The 14,820-nt window shown below is 47.3% G+C and carries 20 protein-coding genes and 2 tRNA genes; 13 read left to right on the top strand and 9 right to left on the bottom strand.

Annotated features, from left to right (window positions below; genetic code table 11):
* Positions 1-20: 20 nt before the first annotated feature.
* Together MCB1EB_RS11980 and MCB1EB_RS03565 are read left to right on the top strand one after the other, a co-directional pair.
* On the top strand, positions 21-197 hold the full coding sequence (locus MCB1EB_RS11980; RefSeq protein WP_161566171.1) for a hypothetical protein: 177 nt from the start codon (positions 21-23) through the stop codon (positions 195-197).
* Between the two features lie 253 nt (positions 198-450).
* Entirely contained in the window at positions 451-1,743 is a 1,293-nt protein-coding gene (locus MCB1EB_RS03565) for an IS110 family RNA-guided transposase (RefSeq protein ID WP_126353862.1), read from the top strand.
* Between the two features lie 216 nt (positions 1,744-1,959).
* On the opposite strand, the gene MCB1EB_RS03560 is transcribed toward MCB1EB_RS03565, so the two are convergent.
* The 3 genes from MCB1EB_RS03560 to MCB1EB_RS03550 all read right to left on the bottom strand — a co-directional run bounded on the left by MCB1EB_RS03560 (position 1,960) and on the right by MCB1EB_RS03550 (position 3,211).
* Positions 1,960-2,769 carry a WD40 repeat domain-containing protein gene (locus MCB1EB_RS03560; protein ID WP_126354051.1) on the bottom strand — a complete coding sequence of 270 codons (810 nt, stop codon included), beginning with the start codon at positions 2,767-2,769 and terminating at the stop codon, positions 1,960-1,962.
* Positions 2,766-2,945, bottom strand: coding sequence for an Arm DNA-binding domain-containing protein (locus MCB1EB_RS03555; protein WP_045362943.1), 180 nt, complete (start codon positions 2,943-2,945; stop codon positions 2,766-2,768). The genes MCB1EB_RS03560 and MCB1EB_RS03555 overlap by 4 nt, the downstream gene beginning before the upstream one ends.
* Before the next feature lie 175 nt (positions 2,946-3,120).
* Positions 3,121-3,211 (bottom strand) — tRNA-Ser (locus tag MCB1EB_RS03550).
* Positions 3,212-3,407: 196 nt separating this feature from the next.
* Between MCB1EB_RS03550 and MCB1EB_RS03545 the strand changes: the two genes are divergently transcribed.
* From MCB1EB_RS03545 to MCB1EB_RS03505, 8 genes are all read left to right on the top strand, one after another.
* Positions 3,408-3,983 carry a TIGR00645 family protein gene (locus MCB1EB_RS03545; protein ID WP_045362946.1) on the top strand — a complete coding sequence of 192 codons (576 nt, stop codon included), beginning with the start codon at positions 3,408-3,410 and terminating at the stop codon, positions 3,981-3,983.
* Between the two features lie 12 nt (positions 3,984-3,995).
* Positions 3,996-4,481, top strand: a complete 486-nt coding sequence (bfr, locus tag MCB1EB_RS03540) for a bacterioferritin (RefSeq protein WP_026920925.1) — start codon at positions 3,996-3,998, stop codon at positions 4,479-4,481.
* 76 nt (positions 4,482-4,557) lie between these two features.
* Positions 4,558-5,397: a glutamate racemase gene (gene murI / locus MCB1EB_RS03535; protein WP_045362949.1), complete on the top strand. Its 840-nt coding sequence runs from the start codon at positions 4,558-4,560 to the stop codon at positions 5,395-5,397.
* 176 nt (positions 5,398-5,573) lie between these two features.
* Positions 5,574-5,792 (top strand): (2Fe-2S)-binding protein, encoded by a 219-nt coding sequence (locus MCB1EB_RS03530; RefSeq protein WP_045362951.1) that lies wholly within the window; start codon positions 5,574-5,576, stop codon positions 5,790-5,792.
* A gap of 160 nt (positions 5,793-5,952) precedes the next feature.
* The gene (locus MCB1EB_RS03525; protein ID WP_152034314.1) at positions 5,953-6,501 is read left to right on the top strand and encodes an energy transducer TonB; all 549 of its coding nucleotides are present in this window, start codon (positions 5,953-5,955) and stop codon (positions 6,499-6,501) included.
* A gap of 64 nt (positions 6,502-6,565) precedes the next feature.
* Entirely contained in the window at positions 6,566-7,276 is a 711-nt protein-coding gene (locus MCB1EB_RS03520; RefSeq protein ID WP_045362953.1) for a MotA/TolQ/ExbB proton channel family protein, read from the top strand.
* Between the two features lie 81 nt (positions 7,277-7,357).
* Entirely contained in the window at positions 7,358-7,783 is a 426-nt protein-coding gene (locus tag MCB1EB_RS03515; RefSeq protein ID WP_045362956.1) for an ExbD/TolR family protein, read from the top strand.
* Positions 7,784-7,999: 216 nt separating this feature from the next.
* Complete coding sequence (locus MCB1EB_RS03505; protein WP_052393766.1) at positions 8,000-8,239, top strand: hypothetical protein; 240 nt, start codon at positions 8,000-8,002, stop codon at positions 8,237-8,239.
* 162 nt (positions 8,240-8,401) lie between these two features.
* Here the strand turns inward: MCB1EB_RS03505 and MCB1EB_RS03500 are convergent.
* Positions 8,402-8,486 (bottom strand) — tRNA-Leu (locus MCB1EB_RS03500).
* Between the two features lie 256 nt (positions 8,487-8,742).
* Here MCB1EB_RS03500 and minC point away from each other — a divergent pair.
* The 3 genes from minC to minE all read left to right on the top strand — a co-directional run bounded on the left by minC (position 8,743) and on the right by minE (position 10,640).
* Complete coding sequence (minC, locus tag MCB1EB_RS03495) at positions 8,743-9,477, top strand: septum site-determining protein MinC (protein WP_045362958.1); 735 nt, start codon at positions 8,743-8,745, stop codon at positions 9,475-9,477.
* Positions 9,478-9,563: 86 nt separating this feature from the next.
* On the top strand, positions 9,564-10,379 hold the full coding sequence (minD, locus tag MCB1EB_RS03490) for a septum site-determining protein MinD (protein WP_045362961.1): 816 nt from the start codon (positions 9,564-9,566) through the stop codon (positions 10,377-10,379).
* A 9-nt stretch (positions 10,380-10,388) separates the two neighbouring features.
* Entirely contained in the window at positions 10,389-10,640 is a 252-nt protein-coding gene (gene minE, locus MCB1EB_RS03485; protein ID WP_026920933.1) for a cell division topological specificity factor MinE, read from the top strand.
* Between the two features lie 21 nt (positions 10,641-10,661).
* Here minE and MCB1EB_RS03480 read toward each other — a convergent pair whose 3' ends face one another.
* The 5 genes from MCB1EB_RS03480 to rpsR all read right to left on the bottom strand — a co-directional run bounded on the left by MCB1EB_RS03480 (position 10,662) and on the right by rpsR (position 14,819).
* Positions 10,662-11,672, bottom strand: a complete 1,011-nt coding sequence (locus MCB1EB_RS03480; RefSeq protein ID WP_026920934.1) for an inorganic phosphate transporter — start codon at positions 11,670-11,672, stop codon at positions 10,662-10,664.
* A 30-nt stretch (positions 11,673-11,702) separates the two neighbouring features.
* Positions 11,703-12,329 carry a DUF47 domain-containing protein gene (locus tag MCB1EB_RS03475; protein ID WP_026920935.1) on the bottom strand — a complete coding sequence of 209 codons (627 nt, stop codon included), beginning with the start codon at positions 12,327-12,329 and terminating at the stop codon, positions 11,703-11,705.
* Positions 12,330-12,480: 151 nt separating this feature from the next.
* Entirely contained in the window at positions 12,481-13,863 is a 1,383-nt protein-coding gene (locus MCB1EB_RS03470; protein WP_026920936.1) for a replicative DNA helicase, read from the bottom strand.
* A gap of 181 nt (positions 13,864-14,044) precedes the next feature.
* The gene (gene rplI / locus MCB1EB_RS03465; RefSeq protein ID WP_026920937.1) at positions 14,045-14,497 is read right to left on the bottom strand and encodes a 50S ribosomal protein L9; all 453 of its coding nucleotides are present in this window, start codon (positions 14,495-14,497) and stop codon (positions 14,045-14,047) included.
* 46 nt (positions 14,498-14,543) lie between these two features.
* On the bottom strand, positions 14,544-14,819 hold the full coding sequence (rpsR, locus tag MCB1EB_RS03460; protein ID WP_026920938.1) for a 30S ribosomal protein S18: 276 nt from the start codon (positions 14,817-14,819) through the stop codon (positions 14,544-14,546).
* Position 14,820: the final 1 nt, after the last annotated feature.

Raw genomic sequence — 14,820 nt, 5'->3', positions numbered from 1 at the left:
CGGCTCAAAATTATGACGGCATGGGCAATATCAGAAACTCTGAAAATGATCCCGCTATTTTGGTTTCTATCTGGATTCCCGAGTTTGACCGAGAACCCGCCAGCATTTCGCTTGCTGAAATTGCCGAAGTCAACGCCTTTAACACTAACACCTGCTGGCAATGGCACGGTAATCCCCCCATTTTTAATGGAAGTTAAAAATAGAAGGCTAAGCTGCAAAGTCAAACTTCTGTTTCGGGGGATTACCGGAGGATCATGGAGTGCTTACAACCAATTTATTCGAAAAATTTCAAGAGCCTTTTGCTTTTCTAAAAGCAGGTGCGTATTCATCGGACTTAAAGCCCCATAGTACATGCAGAATGTTAGTCATCAGAAAGGGAAGTGTCTCTTGGCTTAAGCCAAGAGACACTTCCATCTTCAGTTTATCCGTTAACAGAAGGAGAAACCCGAAATGACTGACTCGATACAGGGTACGCCAACCCGAAACTTAGTCGCGATTGATATCGCACGCTACTGGAATTATGTTCTGATTGAGAATAGTACAGGCAAGCGGCAGCGATTCAAGATGGCCAACACAGCGGCAGACTTTGACCGACTGATTCAACATTTACAATCTCTATCTGGCCCAGTCCGCATCGGACTGGAGCCAACCGGCGATTACCATCGTTCCCTAGCGCATCGGCTGCTTAGCGCGGGTTTTGAGGTGGTCAGTATCAATTCAGTCGCTCAAGCGCGTTATCGAGAGGCAATGTTCAATTCATGGGATAAGAATGATCCCAAAGATGCGGCGGTGATCCTTGAAATGCTCCGACGAGACGCCTTTCAGCGATACGTGGACCCCATGGTTGCCGGAACGCATGATTTGCAAGAACTCGCAAAGACCTATTACCAGGTGTCCAAAGCACGGACCAAAGTCCAACATGCATTAATTAATCACGGATTACCTTTATATTTTCCCGAAATGCACCGATATTGGGCATGTACACGCAACGAGTGGTTTATTCGTTTCTTGCTCCAATTCCCCACCCCTAGACACGTCCGAGCTCTCTCAAAAAAGGCTTTCGTGCTCGCAGCATGGGATGTCGTTGGACGGAAGGTCAACAAACAAGCCAAACTGGAGGAAATGTGGGAAATGGCGGGGGCGACTACGGCACTGCCCCATGCGCCGGATTGCCTTGCAGTTGAGATGTTTCGGGTAACCCTAACACGTTATCAACAACTCAATCAGCTGCGTAATGAGCTTGAAGCTCGTGCAACCCAAGCTCTTGGTGGACGGCCTGAATTCGAATATTTACAAACACTACCTGGCGTTGGCCCCATCATTGCCTTAACCATCCTCGCCGAAGCGGGCGATGTGCGCCGGTTCAGCCATCATCGCCAATTTTTAAAATATTGTGGCTTTGATCTGGCTAAACAGCAATCCGGTAGCTATCGTGGCAAAGAGCGACTCTCTAAACGAGGTAATGCCAGGTTGCGGCTCGCATTCTGGCTCGCTGGCGTGGGTGCCGTGCGGATGCGTGAGAATTCATTTCGCGATAAATATGAACGATATATTCAATCTGCTCCAGATGATGCAGATGTGCGACGTAAGGCGCTAACCGCTGTCGCAGCTAAAATGGCGCGCGTAGCCTACAGTCTTTGTAAGACGAACCAGCCCTACCGGCAGTTCTTTGAACAAAGTTTACCCAGTGAATCGATCCCTCTCTCGGCAGCCGTTGGGGCGCTTGTGCGACCCCGTAGATAATGCTCGGACCTTTCACTGGGTTCCCTATGCTGTTTTAGGTACGGTAAAGATCGTGGCGCTTGCTTCGAATCTTGTGTCTACTATGGTCAGGCAAGGTTGCCCATTTACGTGAAAGAACACTGGATTAACTGTATTGCTTCATTCGCTATTTTCTGAATTCCAAACGGATTTATTCGCTTGGCTAGAGTTCCTCGTTTTTTTATTTAGATAACCTATTTATGCTATTGCATTTAGTACGTTGTCGATACTAATATCGAGTAAAGTCAATTCATTTTGATATGAAGTCCAATTCAGCATAGTTGTGCAACTGTTCTCTTTGAATTTCACATTCCAAACTTGGACTGCACCGCCTTTACTACCGCCTACTTTGATGCGACCTTTTGAAAAATCTTGCCAAGCTATTGAATCAATCCATCCAAAAAAATCCTCTAACTTTCTTTCGCATTTACCCGTTTTTACAGACCATAACATCATTATTCCATGCTGATCCACCGATGCCAAAAAATCCTCATCTGGAGAAAAATGAACACTTCTTACTTGATTATGATTCTTGAGCGTATACAGCTCTTTCCAATCGGCTACTCTCCATAACCTTGCCGTTCTATCATGACTGGCCGACGCCAAAAATTTTCCATTAGAGGAAAAACTCACACTGCGCACAACATCATTGTGCGCATCGAATGTATGTAAAATTTCTTTACTTTCTACATTCCACAGCTTTACAGTCTTATCTTCACTACCAGACGCCAGAACATCCCCATTTGGAGAAAAGCTCACGCTTAAAATTGTATTACTATGCCTTAGCGGGTGTAACGCTTTTCCATTTTCCATGCTCCACAGCCTCACTACATTATCCTGACCTCTTGACGCCAAAGATTTGCCATCTGGTGAAAAAATTACATTACTGACCTCAAGAGCATGCCTTTCTGATGTGTTCCTGACTTCTCCATCTTCAACTCTCCAAACTTTAACTATGCCATCCTCATCTCCTGCCGCCAGGTATTTACCAGAGGGTGAAAAACTCACACTGTAGGATAAGTGCCTAAAGACAGCATTTTCTCTTTACCAGCAAAGCGATACCATAGCCGCCACCAACGGGAAGCATTCGGCTGGACGAGTAAAAGCAACCCGCCATCACCTGTGAGCTTAAGAGGTTTTGTGGTCGGTTTTGTATTGCGAATCAGAATATCTGTGAGCGCCATAGTGGCTCCGTGCGGGTAATTTTTTCACAGCTGTGGGTAACAATATCTGAAAGTTACCCACAATTTGCACGGACTGCCTCTTGCTAAACCTGGGCATTATTTGCAACAAAAACCTCGCCAACCCTTTTAAATACTTGTATTTTTTGTTAAAGCTTGGCGACGTTTGCACTATAACTGGCGGAGAGAGGGGGATTCGAACCCCCGATAGGCTATTAACCTATACACGCTTTCCAGGCGGGCGACTTAAACCACTCATCCATCTCTCCGACAAGCCGCGCATTATAGCAAAGATCAAAACTCAGCGTTGTGAGAAATCGACCCATACCGCTTAATCTATGCGAAATGGCCAATAAAATCTAGTGAGCGATGATCAGAGGTACAATACTAATGTTGGTGAAGCTACGCTGCTGTTGTAGCTCGTAAGCCATTGCTTCTTGTTCATTTTTTCGCAAACTTTTACTCATGTCCACTGCCGACCCATCGCATAAAAGTTCTCATACACCGTCGCTCAAACCTTTGCCCGCGCTGATTTTCTTTAGCCGCTGGTTACAACTCCCTCTATATCTCGGGCTGATTGTTGCACAAGGTGTCTATGTGTACCTCTTCTTGGTTGAGGTATGGCATCTCGTCAGCCACACACGCACGCTTAATGAGACGGCGGTTATGCTTGCCGTACTCAGCTTAATCGATGTAGTCATGATCTCTAATTTATTAATCATGGTCATCATTGGCGGCTACGAAACTTTTGTCTCTCGACTCGGTCTGGAACACCATCCAGATGAACCGGAGTGGCTCGATCATGTTAACGCTGGCGTCTTAAAAGTTAAGTTAGCCATGGCGCTGATTAGCATTTCGTCAATTCACCTGCTAAAAACTTTTATTGATGCAGGTCAGCGCGATACACATACGGTTATGTCTCAAATCTTAATCCATCTTTCTTTCTTACTTTCAGCCGGGGTGATGGCTTGGGTCGATAGAAGCATGTCACGCCCTCATTCGGATACATCTCCGACGAACGGCGGCCACCCACTCAAATAACGGAGTCTCATTATGCAAGGCGATAAAAAAGTCCTCGACTATCTCAATGCTCAACTCAAAAATGAGTTGACCGCAATTAATCAGTATTTTTTGCATGCCCGCATGTATAAACATTGGGGGTTGGATAAGTTGGGACAGCATGAATACCAAGAATCGATTGGCGAAATGAAACATGCCGATCTGCTCATCGAACGTATTTTTATGTTGGATGGATTGCCCAACCTGCAAGATCTGCACAAATTATTAGTGGGCGAAGATACACAAGAGATTCTGCAGTGCGATTTGAAACTTGAATGTATCTCTCAAACAACTTGTAAAGAGGCGATTGCTTACTGCGAATCTGTACGAGATTTCGTGTCGCGTGAGATTTTTGTGTCAATTCTTAATGATACTGAAGAACATATTGATTGGCTTGAAACGCAACTGGAGCTTGTCGGTAAGCTTGGCCTACAAAATTATCTGCAAAGTAACTTCAGCTCAACGGCTCCTCAAGCATAAATTGCGGTGGGTTTATCATGCGCGTGGCTATATCTTGTGGTTTTTTTGTTATAAAAACTAATCCCTCTGATTGATCATGGAGTCCATTTCTAGCCATGCCCACGCGCCGATTGGGGTATTCGATTCAGGGGTAGGCGGCTTGTCAGTATTACGCGCAATTCACGCTACGCTGCCCGCCGAATCTCTGATTTATTGCGCTGATTCATATCATGCGCCTTATGGCGAGCGTGATAACGCTTTTATTATAGAGCGCACGCTTGCAATCAGCGCCTGGCTCGTGCAACAAGGAGTCAAGGCGCTGGTGGTCGCCTGTAATACAGCGACCGCGCAGGCCAACCACCTACTGCGCGAAAAATTCAATATCCCGATCATCGGCATTGAACCTGGCATTAAGCCTGCCGCCCTATACTCAAACTCACGCGTAGCCGGCGTACTGGCTACGGCCAGTACTTTGCGTAGCGAAAAATTTCACCGCCTAATAACGGCTTATGCAGCGGATTGTCGATTTATCTGCCAAGCGGGCTCTGGACTGGTGGAAGCGATTGAACGTGGCGAAACAGATTCAGACGCAGTGTCAGCCCTGCTTAAAGCCTATCTTACGCCGATGCTTGACGCAGGTGCGGATACGCTAGTGCTGGGGTCAACCCATTTCCCTTTTCTTGAGATAGCAATCCGCCGTATCGCTGGCGACCAGCTTAGGTTGATCGAAACCGGAGAAGCAGTCGCCCGCCAACTCACTCGAAGATTAGCGGCCCAACAGTTATGCGCGCCGCCAGATGCCAAGGTAACGCTGCGTTTGTATTCAACGGCGAATGATGGCATCCGGCTACAGACGCTGGCCAGCCAATTCCTGAAGACCGATCAAATCGCTGAACATATCAGCATTCCTTCAAGTTCAGCTGGTGCTTTAAGCTAAAAAGCTGAACTGGTGCATATTTCTCGAGTCCTCTTCTTTACGTTAGGCAAACTCCCCTAATTTAACATAATGTAACTATTGCCCCCTTGCAAAAGATAAAAACTTGAATGATAATGATTAGCATTACGGATACATAGTGTATCCATCTGCCCATCGAATCTTATTGGGGTGTTACTATGATTATCTGCGTGTGCAAGTCCGTTTCAGATCGCTCAATCCATACCGCCATCCATGCCGGTGCGAATTCCCTAGAAGCATTGCAATTTGAATGCGGCGTCGCATTGTGTTGCGGTAAGTGCGAAAATGCTGTTTCTGATCTGCTGGCTAACCACAATAATGCAAGTACCCCCTGCGGCGCGGCGCCATTAAATTTTGTTAACCGCGCAGCAGCTTAAATAAGGCCTCACTATGGAACTCTGGATTGGCATGGCGACTGCGCTATGTATTTCTTGGTTAATTTTCCGCAAATGATGCGCTCTAATTGCGTCACCCAATAATCGTGCGCGTAGAATTTGCTTGATCAATTTTCGCATTATCACTCCCCTCTTCTGTCTTGTGTCGGCCCTCCATATAGGGGGCTTTATCTATTTCCTAAAACCAATTAGCCCAGCACTCTCAAAACCGGTGTTAGCAAGCGCCATAACCGTCGAGTTGCTTAGTCCCGCGCCTCTGCCCATCACGTCTTTTCTTAAAGCCCCCGCGGCAAAACGCTCAAGCGCCACGCCCACACTACCCGTGCCCACAGCACCAAGCGCAAACGCTCCAATTAATCAAACTCATGCGGCAATAGCCGTCATGACCACGCATACGATTGAGCCAAGCTCTCCCCCAAACATTGCCCAGCCTAACTGCTTGCTCAATCCTCCGACCTATCCGCCGTTATCGAGGCGGCGCGAAGAAACCGGTACCGTATTAATTAGCATTATGATTGACAAACATGGCACAATTGAAAGTGCTACGATCAAGCAAAGCAGTGGCTTTAAACACCTTGACCAGGCCGCTCGTGAAGCGGCGTTAAGCAGTCAGTGCCGCCCTTGGCTTAAAAACGGTCAGCCGATACGCACCACTAGCGATATCCCTTTTATATTTAAACTCGAGGGCTAACCTTTCGATCGATTTAGATCGATTGCTCCGAGTTCAGCAAGCATCCAATCCTAAAAGGCATATGATGGAACACTATGGTTTAGCCCACCTCTGGCATCAGGGCGATCCGGTCATACGAGCGCTCACCTTAGCGCTGGTTCTCATGTCAACGCTCTCATGGACCGTGATTCTAGCCAAAACCTGGCAACTTATTTGTTTGCGCCAGCTTACAAAAAATGCAGAGCAAGCATTCTGGCATGCAGATGGGATTGAGCATGGGATCGAAAAACTGGGCAAACGAGCCGGTAATCCATTTCTTGCGCTCGTACTAGCCGGCCAAGAAGCCGCCAGCCATCATCAACAAAACCAACCTTCTCTCCATCACCGGATGGATATTAGCGATTGGATCACGCGTTGCTTAAAAAGCACGCTAGATGAAAACCTGATGCGCCTGCAAAGCGGCCTTGCGCTGTTAGCGTCAATTGGTTCAACTGCGCCTTTTGTGGGTTTATTTGGCACAGTATGGGGTATTTATCATGCGTTATTGGCAATTAGCGAGAACGGGCAAGCCTCTCTCAATCATGTTGCGGGGCCAGTGGGTGAAGCGTTGATCATGACCGCCTTCGGCCTTTTTGTCGCGATTCCAGCAACGCTGGCTTATAACGCATTCACGCGCAGCAATAAAAGGATTGTGAGTAAATTGAATCGTTTCTCGCATGGCCTACATGCCTATTTCGTCACTGGCGCGCGGCTGCGCTCAAATAGACGCAGCGAGTTAAAAGTCGCTGCCCGCTAAAAGCGTGCCTTAGCTCTCTCATAAGCCAATATAAAATACTTTTTAGCCAAGCTTTGCAAAGCTTAGACAACACCGACAGCCATGGCCAGCAATCCTTTTATCAACGATAACGAAGAGACACTGATGAGCGAAATTAATATGACGCCATTAGTTGACGTAATGCTTGTCTTATTGATGATTTTCCTGGTCACGCTACCGGTTATGCACCATGCCATCAAGCTCGATCTGCCACAGGCCAGCAACCCAAAGACCGAGATTAAGCCAACTCAGATTAAGTTAACCTTACAAGCGGATGGCGTCGTGCTGTTGGATCAACAAGCTGTGGATGACGCTACGCTACGGGCGCATTTTCTAGCCGCAGCTAAAGTCGAGCCGCAGCCAGAAGTGCATTTATATGCGGATCGCGCTGTACGCTATGAACATATTGCTCGTGTTATGTCAGCCGCGCAGTCTGGCGGTTTGGCAAAAATTGGCTTTATTACGCAACCGGACAAGCCAGCAAGTTAAAAAAGTTATTTCTGCCGTTACAAGGCATTTCCAAGGCTTGATGCAACAGCATCTGACCAAGCTTGCAAAATTGTCTCGACAAACCGTCCAAACCCTTGAGGTTGGCACCATTGAGGACTTGGGTTTTGAACGGCTCTCGAGACTATTATCAGTGCTCGGTCTTGGCTTTGATAAACTTTCTCTTACGGCTCTCGGCTGAAAAAACGAGGCCTGTGGATGGCGGCAAAGACCTCGAGCGTCAGTTATCAGCATAATCTCTCCGAAGAGATGCTCGAGCGCACCCTCGCGACTGGAAGCCCACCTCGGCTACTTACTAGACAAGCGCCGGTCAAATATGTGGTTATGGCTGTCGAGGAAACCGCTCAGCATGCACAGCGGGCACCGTCTGAAATTTGGGCAAACGTGGCGCGCTTGGCAACGTCACTTGCGCCAAACAGAGAAGAGTTATGGATATAAATTATTCTGCGCTGCCTGCGGGACCTTGGGCAAGCCTGTACCTGAGCCGGACCGGCGAAACTTAAAAACTGCCCCGCGGCAAAGAGGCGTCTTTAAAACAATGATTTTGAAGGGACGAGCAAAGAATATTCGTTTGTATTCTAATTCTACCGAAAAGCTGGATGGTGCCCAAGAGAGGACTCGAACCTCCACGGAGTTACCCGCTAGTACCTGAAACTAGTGCGTCTACCAATTCCGCCACCTGGGCCATGCTTATTTTCAGCAAGGGCGTCATTATAGCCAATTATTTTGTATTGTGCATACAAATTGCCCCAAATTAAAACTAACCCAAGGTAGATAAAAAAATAATAGATTGACTCACATCATAGGTAACTGAAGAAAGTAAGGTTATCCATGATGAAAAAAACGAAAAGTAAGCATATTTCAACTTTATGCCCAAGGGCGGTTAAAATATCGGGTTTCCAGCACAATCCGCTTAACGGTCTTTTTCGCGCCCGTCATCTATGTCAAATAAAAAAACTTCGTGCTTTGAACTGCGCAGTAGCTCTTTTGATACGCTACTCTTTACCGTTAAAACGGCTGACCTTGAGGTTTTGCACCAAACCTTAAAACGCCGTTTCGAAGTCGCGCCAGAGTTTTTTGCGAATGATATTGTCGTGATTGATGTGCGCCCTTTGCATCCTGACGAAACGATAGAGATTGATGCGCTAGCTGCGATGTTACGCGAAGTGCGCATGTATCCAGTGGGAATTGCAGCTCACGAGGCCCAACGCGTCTGGGCGCAACAAAGTGATCTGCCGTTCGTTGAAGCCGGCGTTGGTCGGATTCCGCCATCCGCGGCGCATGCCACAAACCCTGTAACGCCACCAACGCCCAAGCTAGAGCAGCCCATTGAAGACTATAAATCAGCGCTGGTCATCGACAAACCGCTACGCTCCGGCCAACAAGTCTATGCCAAAGGGGATTTGATTGTGCTGGGTGTCGTGAGCTATGGTGCGGAAGTTATTGCTGAGGGACATATTCATATTTATGCTCCGCTGCGCGGACGTGCGCTCGCTGGCGCACAGGGTAATCTTAATGCACGGATTTTTTGTACCTGTTTGGAGCCTGAGTTACTTTCAATTGCAGGTATTTATCGTACTACCGAAACGCCATTACCGGCTCAAGTGCAAGGTAAGCCCGTGCAAGTTAGTCTCTTAAATGAAAAATTAGTGATCGAACCACTCAAATTAACTTAATAAATTGGTTTAATCCAGGTAACATAATCATCTTTTTAAATGACTTTGATTTTTAAATCAATTGACGGATTCAAGGACCTAGCCAGATGGCGAAAATTATTGTAATTACTTCGGGTAAAGGCGGTGTGGGCAAAACCACTACCAGCGCAAGTTTTGCCGCAGGTCTCGCTTTACACGGTCACAAAACAGCGGTGATTGATTTTGATGTGGGTTTACGCAATCTTGATTTAATTATGGGCTGCGAGCGTCGCGTCGTCTATGATTTAATTAACGTGATTCAAGGCGAAGCCAAACTTAGCCAAGCTTTGATCAAAGATAAAAAATGCAGTAATCTTTTTATAATGCCTGCATCGCAAACGCGGGACAAAGACGCATTGACTCTAGAAGGCGTTGGCAAAGTTATTCAAGAGCTGGAGGAGATGGGTTTTACCTATATTGTTTGCGATTCGCCCGCTGGGATTGAATCAGGCGCACTGATGGCGATGTATTATGCAGATGAAGCAGTGGTTGTGACTAACCCAGAAGTCTCTTCAGTGCGGGATTCAGATCGTATTTTGGGAATTTTAGCTTCAAAAACCAAACGCGCGATTGACGGCAAAGAGCCGATTAAAGAACATTTGTTAATTACCCGCTACAATCCAAAGCGCGTTAATGAAGGTGAGATGCTGTCTATTACAGACATTCAAGAAATTTTACGGATTGAATTGATCGGCGTGATCCCCGAATCAGACGCTGTGCTGCATGCGTCCAATCAAGGCGTGCCGGCGATTCATCTAGAGACCACCGATGTCGCTGAAGCCTATAAAGATGTGATCTCGCGCTTTCTTGGCGAAACCAAACCGCTGCGTTTTACTGATTATCAGAAACCCGGCTTATTACAACGCCTTTTCGGCAATAAATAAGGTAAGGATATGTCAATACTTTCTTTTTTGCTTGGCGAGAATAAGAAAACTGCATCGCTTGCCAAAGAGCGCCTGCAATTGATTATTGCGCATGAGCGCTCAAATCATACTCCGGCTAATTATATGCCCGCGCTCCAGCGTGAACTCCTCGCCGTAATTTCAAAGTATGTGAAAATTGCGCACGAGGATATTAAAGTTAAGCTTGAGCAGCAAGATAATTTAGAAGTGCTGGAAGTTAAAATCGAAATTCCGCAAGCCTAAAAACGCCAGCATTTACCTGCCTTACAGGAAATGCTGGCCCAGCCACCAAGCCAGCGCCGCCATTGAGGCAGAAGCTGGAATCGTCAAGATCCAAGCCCAAACGATATTGCCCGCCACGCCCCAACGCACGGCCGCCAGCTTTTGCGTAGCGCCAACGCCAACTATCGCACCTGTAATGGTATGCGTAGTGGATACTGGGATGCCGAGCCAAGAGGCCAAGAAAAGTGATATCGCACCGCCAAATTCAGCGCAAAAGCCGCCCACTGGTTTTAGTTTGGTAATTTTTTGCCCCATGGTCCGCACGATGCGCCAGCCGCCAAAGAGCGTGCCCAGGCCAATAGCCAAATAGCAGGCTGCAATCACCCACATTGGAGGGGCGTCGAGCGTGGCTGAAGCATAGCCAGTTGCCAGCAAAAGCATCCAGATAATGCCGATGGTCTTTTGCGCATCGTTACCACCGTGCCCCAGGCTATACAGGCCAGCAGAGATTAATTGATAACGCCGAAAACGTCGATCAACCTTGCTCGGTGTCGTGCGCAAATAAAGCCATGACACCCCCAACATCAAGAGCGACCCTAAAAAGAAGCCGAGGAGCGGCGAAACAAAAATAAAAGCGATGGTTTTACATAAGCCATCGATATTTAACGAACCAGGACCTGCTTTAGCTAACGCTGAGCCGACCAAACCCCCAATCAGCGCATGGGATGAACTGGACGGAATACCATAGTACCAAGTAATCACGTTCCAGCCGATGGCGCCTATAAGCGCGCCAAATACGACATAATGGTCAATAATCGATGGATCGATCGTGCCGCGGCCGACCGTTGACGCTACTTTTAGATGAAAAATAAAGTACGCAATGACATTAAATAAAGCCGCAAATATGACTGCGTGATGGGGTTTAAGAACGCCCGTAGAAACCACGGTGGCAATCGAATTTGCCGCGTCATGAAAGCCGTTCATGAAGTCGAAGATTAGGGCAATCGCCACTAAAAAGACGACAACCCACAGTCCCAAATGAATCGATGACATTAAGATTTCCTGATATAAGCTCGTGCCACGCTAAGCGTTTTCTAGCACAATGCCTTCGATAATATTAGCGACATCTTCACATTTGTCCGTGACCTCTTCTAGCAGCTCAAGAATCGCTTTGTGCTTGATTAATGACTTAACATCGTCTTCTTCTCGAAAGAGTTGAGAAATCGCTGCTCGCAATAAGCCATCTGCCTCCGTTTCCAAGCGGTCAATGACTGCGCAGATGGCTAAAATTGCGCTCGCGTTTTTCATGTCTTTGAGTAAAGCCACTGCCTGCGCCACCTGTTCACAACTGCCTACGCAAATACGCGCAAGCTGGCCTGCCTCAGGCGTGAGAGAGCGCACATCGTACAGCCAGACGGCGGTAGCCACATCTTCCATTAAATCAAGGATGTCATCCATCGTCGTGATGAGTTTGTGAATTTCATCCCGATCAAATGGCGTAATAAAGGTCTTATGCAACAGATCAATGGTTTCGTGCGTCAGTTTATCTGCTTGATTTTCTTTAAGTTGCACATTTTTTTTATGGACTTCAGCTTCATCCAGTTGATTGACTAAACGCTCCAAATCATGGCTAGCGTCTACTAGGCATTTTGCATGCGCATTAAAGATTTCAAAGAACTTACCCTCTTTGGGCATAAAGCGACTGAACATCTCAATCCTTAAACAAGGGTCTATTAATTACTGAGGCGCGAACCATTCAAAATAAAATAGCTCTAACTTATAAAGTGCGCTATTGTACCTGGGCCAGCCCATTTATCGAGCATGGCAACAAATTATTTAGCAAAATGGTATAAAAATCTCACTAATCGTTATACATTGGCTGACCCGCGAAATTGTCGAATTTGGTGTACTGCCCTAAGAAAGTCAGCCGCACCACGCCAATTGGCCCATTGCGCTGCTTGCCAATAATAATCTCGGCCGTGCCTTTGTCTTGACTATCGGGATTATAAACTTCATCACGGTAAATAAAGAAAATCACATCGGCATCTTGTTCAATCGCGCCAGATTCGCGCAAATCAGACATTACGGGGCGTTTATTGGGCCGCTGCTCGAGCCCACGGTTAAGCTGCGAGAGCGCGACAACCGGCACATTGAGTTCTTTTGCCAAGCTCTTGAGCGAACGTGAAATTTCCGAGATTTCGGTGGCGCGATTTTCACCCGAAGAAGCCGATGACATCAATTGCAAATAGTCAATAATAATTAAACCTAACTGTCCGCATTGGCGTGACAAGCGCCGCGCGCGGGCACGTAATTCAAGCGGATTAAGCGCGCTTTGCTCGTCAACAAAAATTTGCGCGTCGCTCATTTTTTGCATCGCGTGCGTCAGTTTGGGCCAATCTTCATCTGTCAATTTTCCGGTGCGAAGCCGGTGCGCATCCAAGCGCCCAACTGAACCCAGCATCCGCATCGCCAGTTGCGTTCCCGGCATTTCCATTGAAAACACGGCTACTGGCAAGCCATATTCAACTGCAACATATTCGCCGATGTTCATCGCTAGCGAAGTCTTGCCCATAGACGGGCGTCCCGCAATAATAACCAGTTCACCACCATGTAAGCCGGAAGTCATGCGATCCAGATCGACAAAACCAGTGGGCGTACCCGTGACATCAGTTGAATTTTCTTGGTGGTATAGCGTATCGATACGCTCCACCACTTGCGATAGCAACGGTTTAATTTCAATAAACCCCTGCCCACCACGCGTGCCTTCCTCCGCAATCGCAAATACTTTTGATTCTGCCTCATCCAGTAGCTGACGCACCTCTTTGCCTTGCGGATTAAAAGCATCGCCTGAAATCTCATCGGCCACCGTGACCAGCTTGCGCAGCACTGCGCGATCCCGCACAATTTCTGCATAACGGCGGATATTGGCGGCGCTAGGCGTGTTTTGCGCTAGCGCATTCAAATAGGCGAGTCCGCCGGCCTCCTCCGCCTTGCCGGATGAGGTCAGCGATTCAAACACGGTGATCACATCGGCTGGACGCACCGCCGCAATCAATTTACCGATGTGTTTAAAAATCAACCGGTGATCATAGCGATAAAAATTACTTTCTTGTAAAAAGTCGGCGATTCTGTCCCAGGCGCTATTGTCGAGCAACAGCCCGCCTAATACCGATTGTTCAGCTTCAATCGAATGAGGTGGGACTTTGAGGGCAGTGATTTGAGGATCTGTATTAACTGTATTCATGGCGCCTGGGATTATCGCCGATTTATCGGTGTTGCACACTCTTTCACCTGGTTTATATTCATCGGCGCGCAGATTACGATCACACTTCCTTCCCACACTGGGGCGCTCAAAAAAAAACGGAAGCCAGTTAACCTAGCCTCCGTTTTTATCTCTTAGTACTGCTACGAGCATTGACTGACGTTTACACGTGCTCGCCAAGGACCGATACAGTTACATTCACGAGCACATCCGTATGCAGCGAAACCTGCACCAGATGATCACCGATCATCTTAAGCGGCCCGTCAGGCAAACGTAGTTGAATTTTCTCGATCTCAAAACCCTGCGCTTTCAGTGCATTGGCAATATCGGTGTTCGTTACGGAACCAAATAAACGCCCATCGACGCCTGATTTTTGCGAAATTTGCAAGGTTGAACCGGCTAATTTTTCGCCTAGCTCTTGTGCCGCAGCCAGTTTCTGCGAAGCGGCTTTTTCAAGCTCCGCACGACGTACTTCAAACTCTTGAATGGCTTCTTGGGTCGCGCGGCGGGCTTTTTTCTGTGGCAGCAAAAAATTACGCGCATAGCCTTTGGCAACCTTAACGATATCTCCAAGGTTACCGAGTTTGGCGACTTTTTCCAATAAAATGACTTGCATTTTGATTTTGGCTTGCATGTGTAAGCTCCTTATAACTTTTTCGAGATCAGGCGTTATGCAGATCGGTGTAAGGCAGCAGCGCTAAAAAGCGCGCGCGCTTAATTGCCCGATCAAGCTGACGCTGATAACGAGCATGGGTGCCGGTTAAGCGAGCAGGCGTAATTTTGCCGTTTTCGCCAACAAAATCCTTGAGTACATCAAGGTCTTTGTAATCGATTTGTTCTACTCCAGCCACTGTGAAACGACAGAATTTTTTACGCTTAAAAAGCGGGTTCTGTTGTGGACGGCGCTCAAATTTCTTTTTGCCTGTGAAACGTGCCATG

The organism is Mycoavidus cysteinexigens (assembly GCF_003966915.1).
Taxonomy (GTDB): Bacteria; Pseudomonadota; Gammaproteobacteria; order Burkholderiales; family Burkholderiaceae; genus Mycoavidus; species Mycoavidus cysteinexigens.
This window is presented reverse-complemented; position numbering and strand designations above follow the sequence as displayed.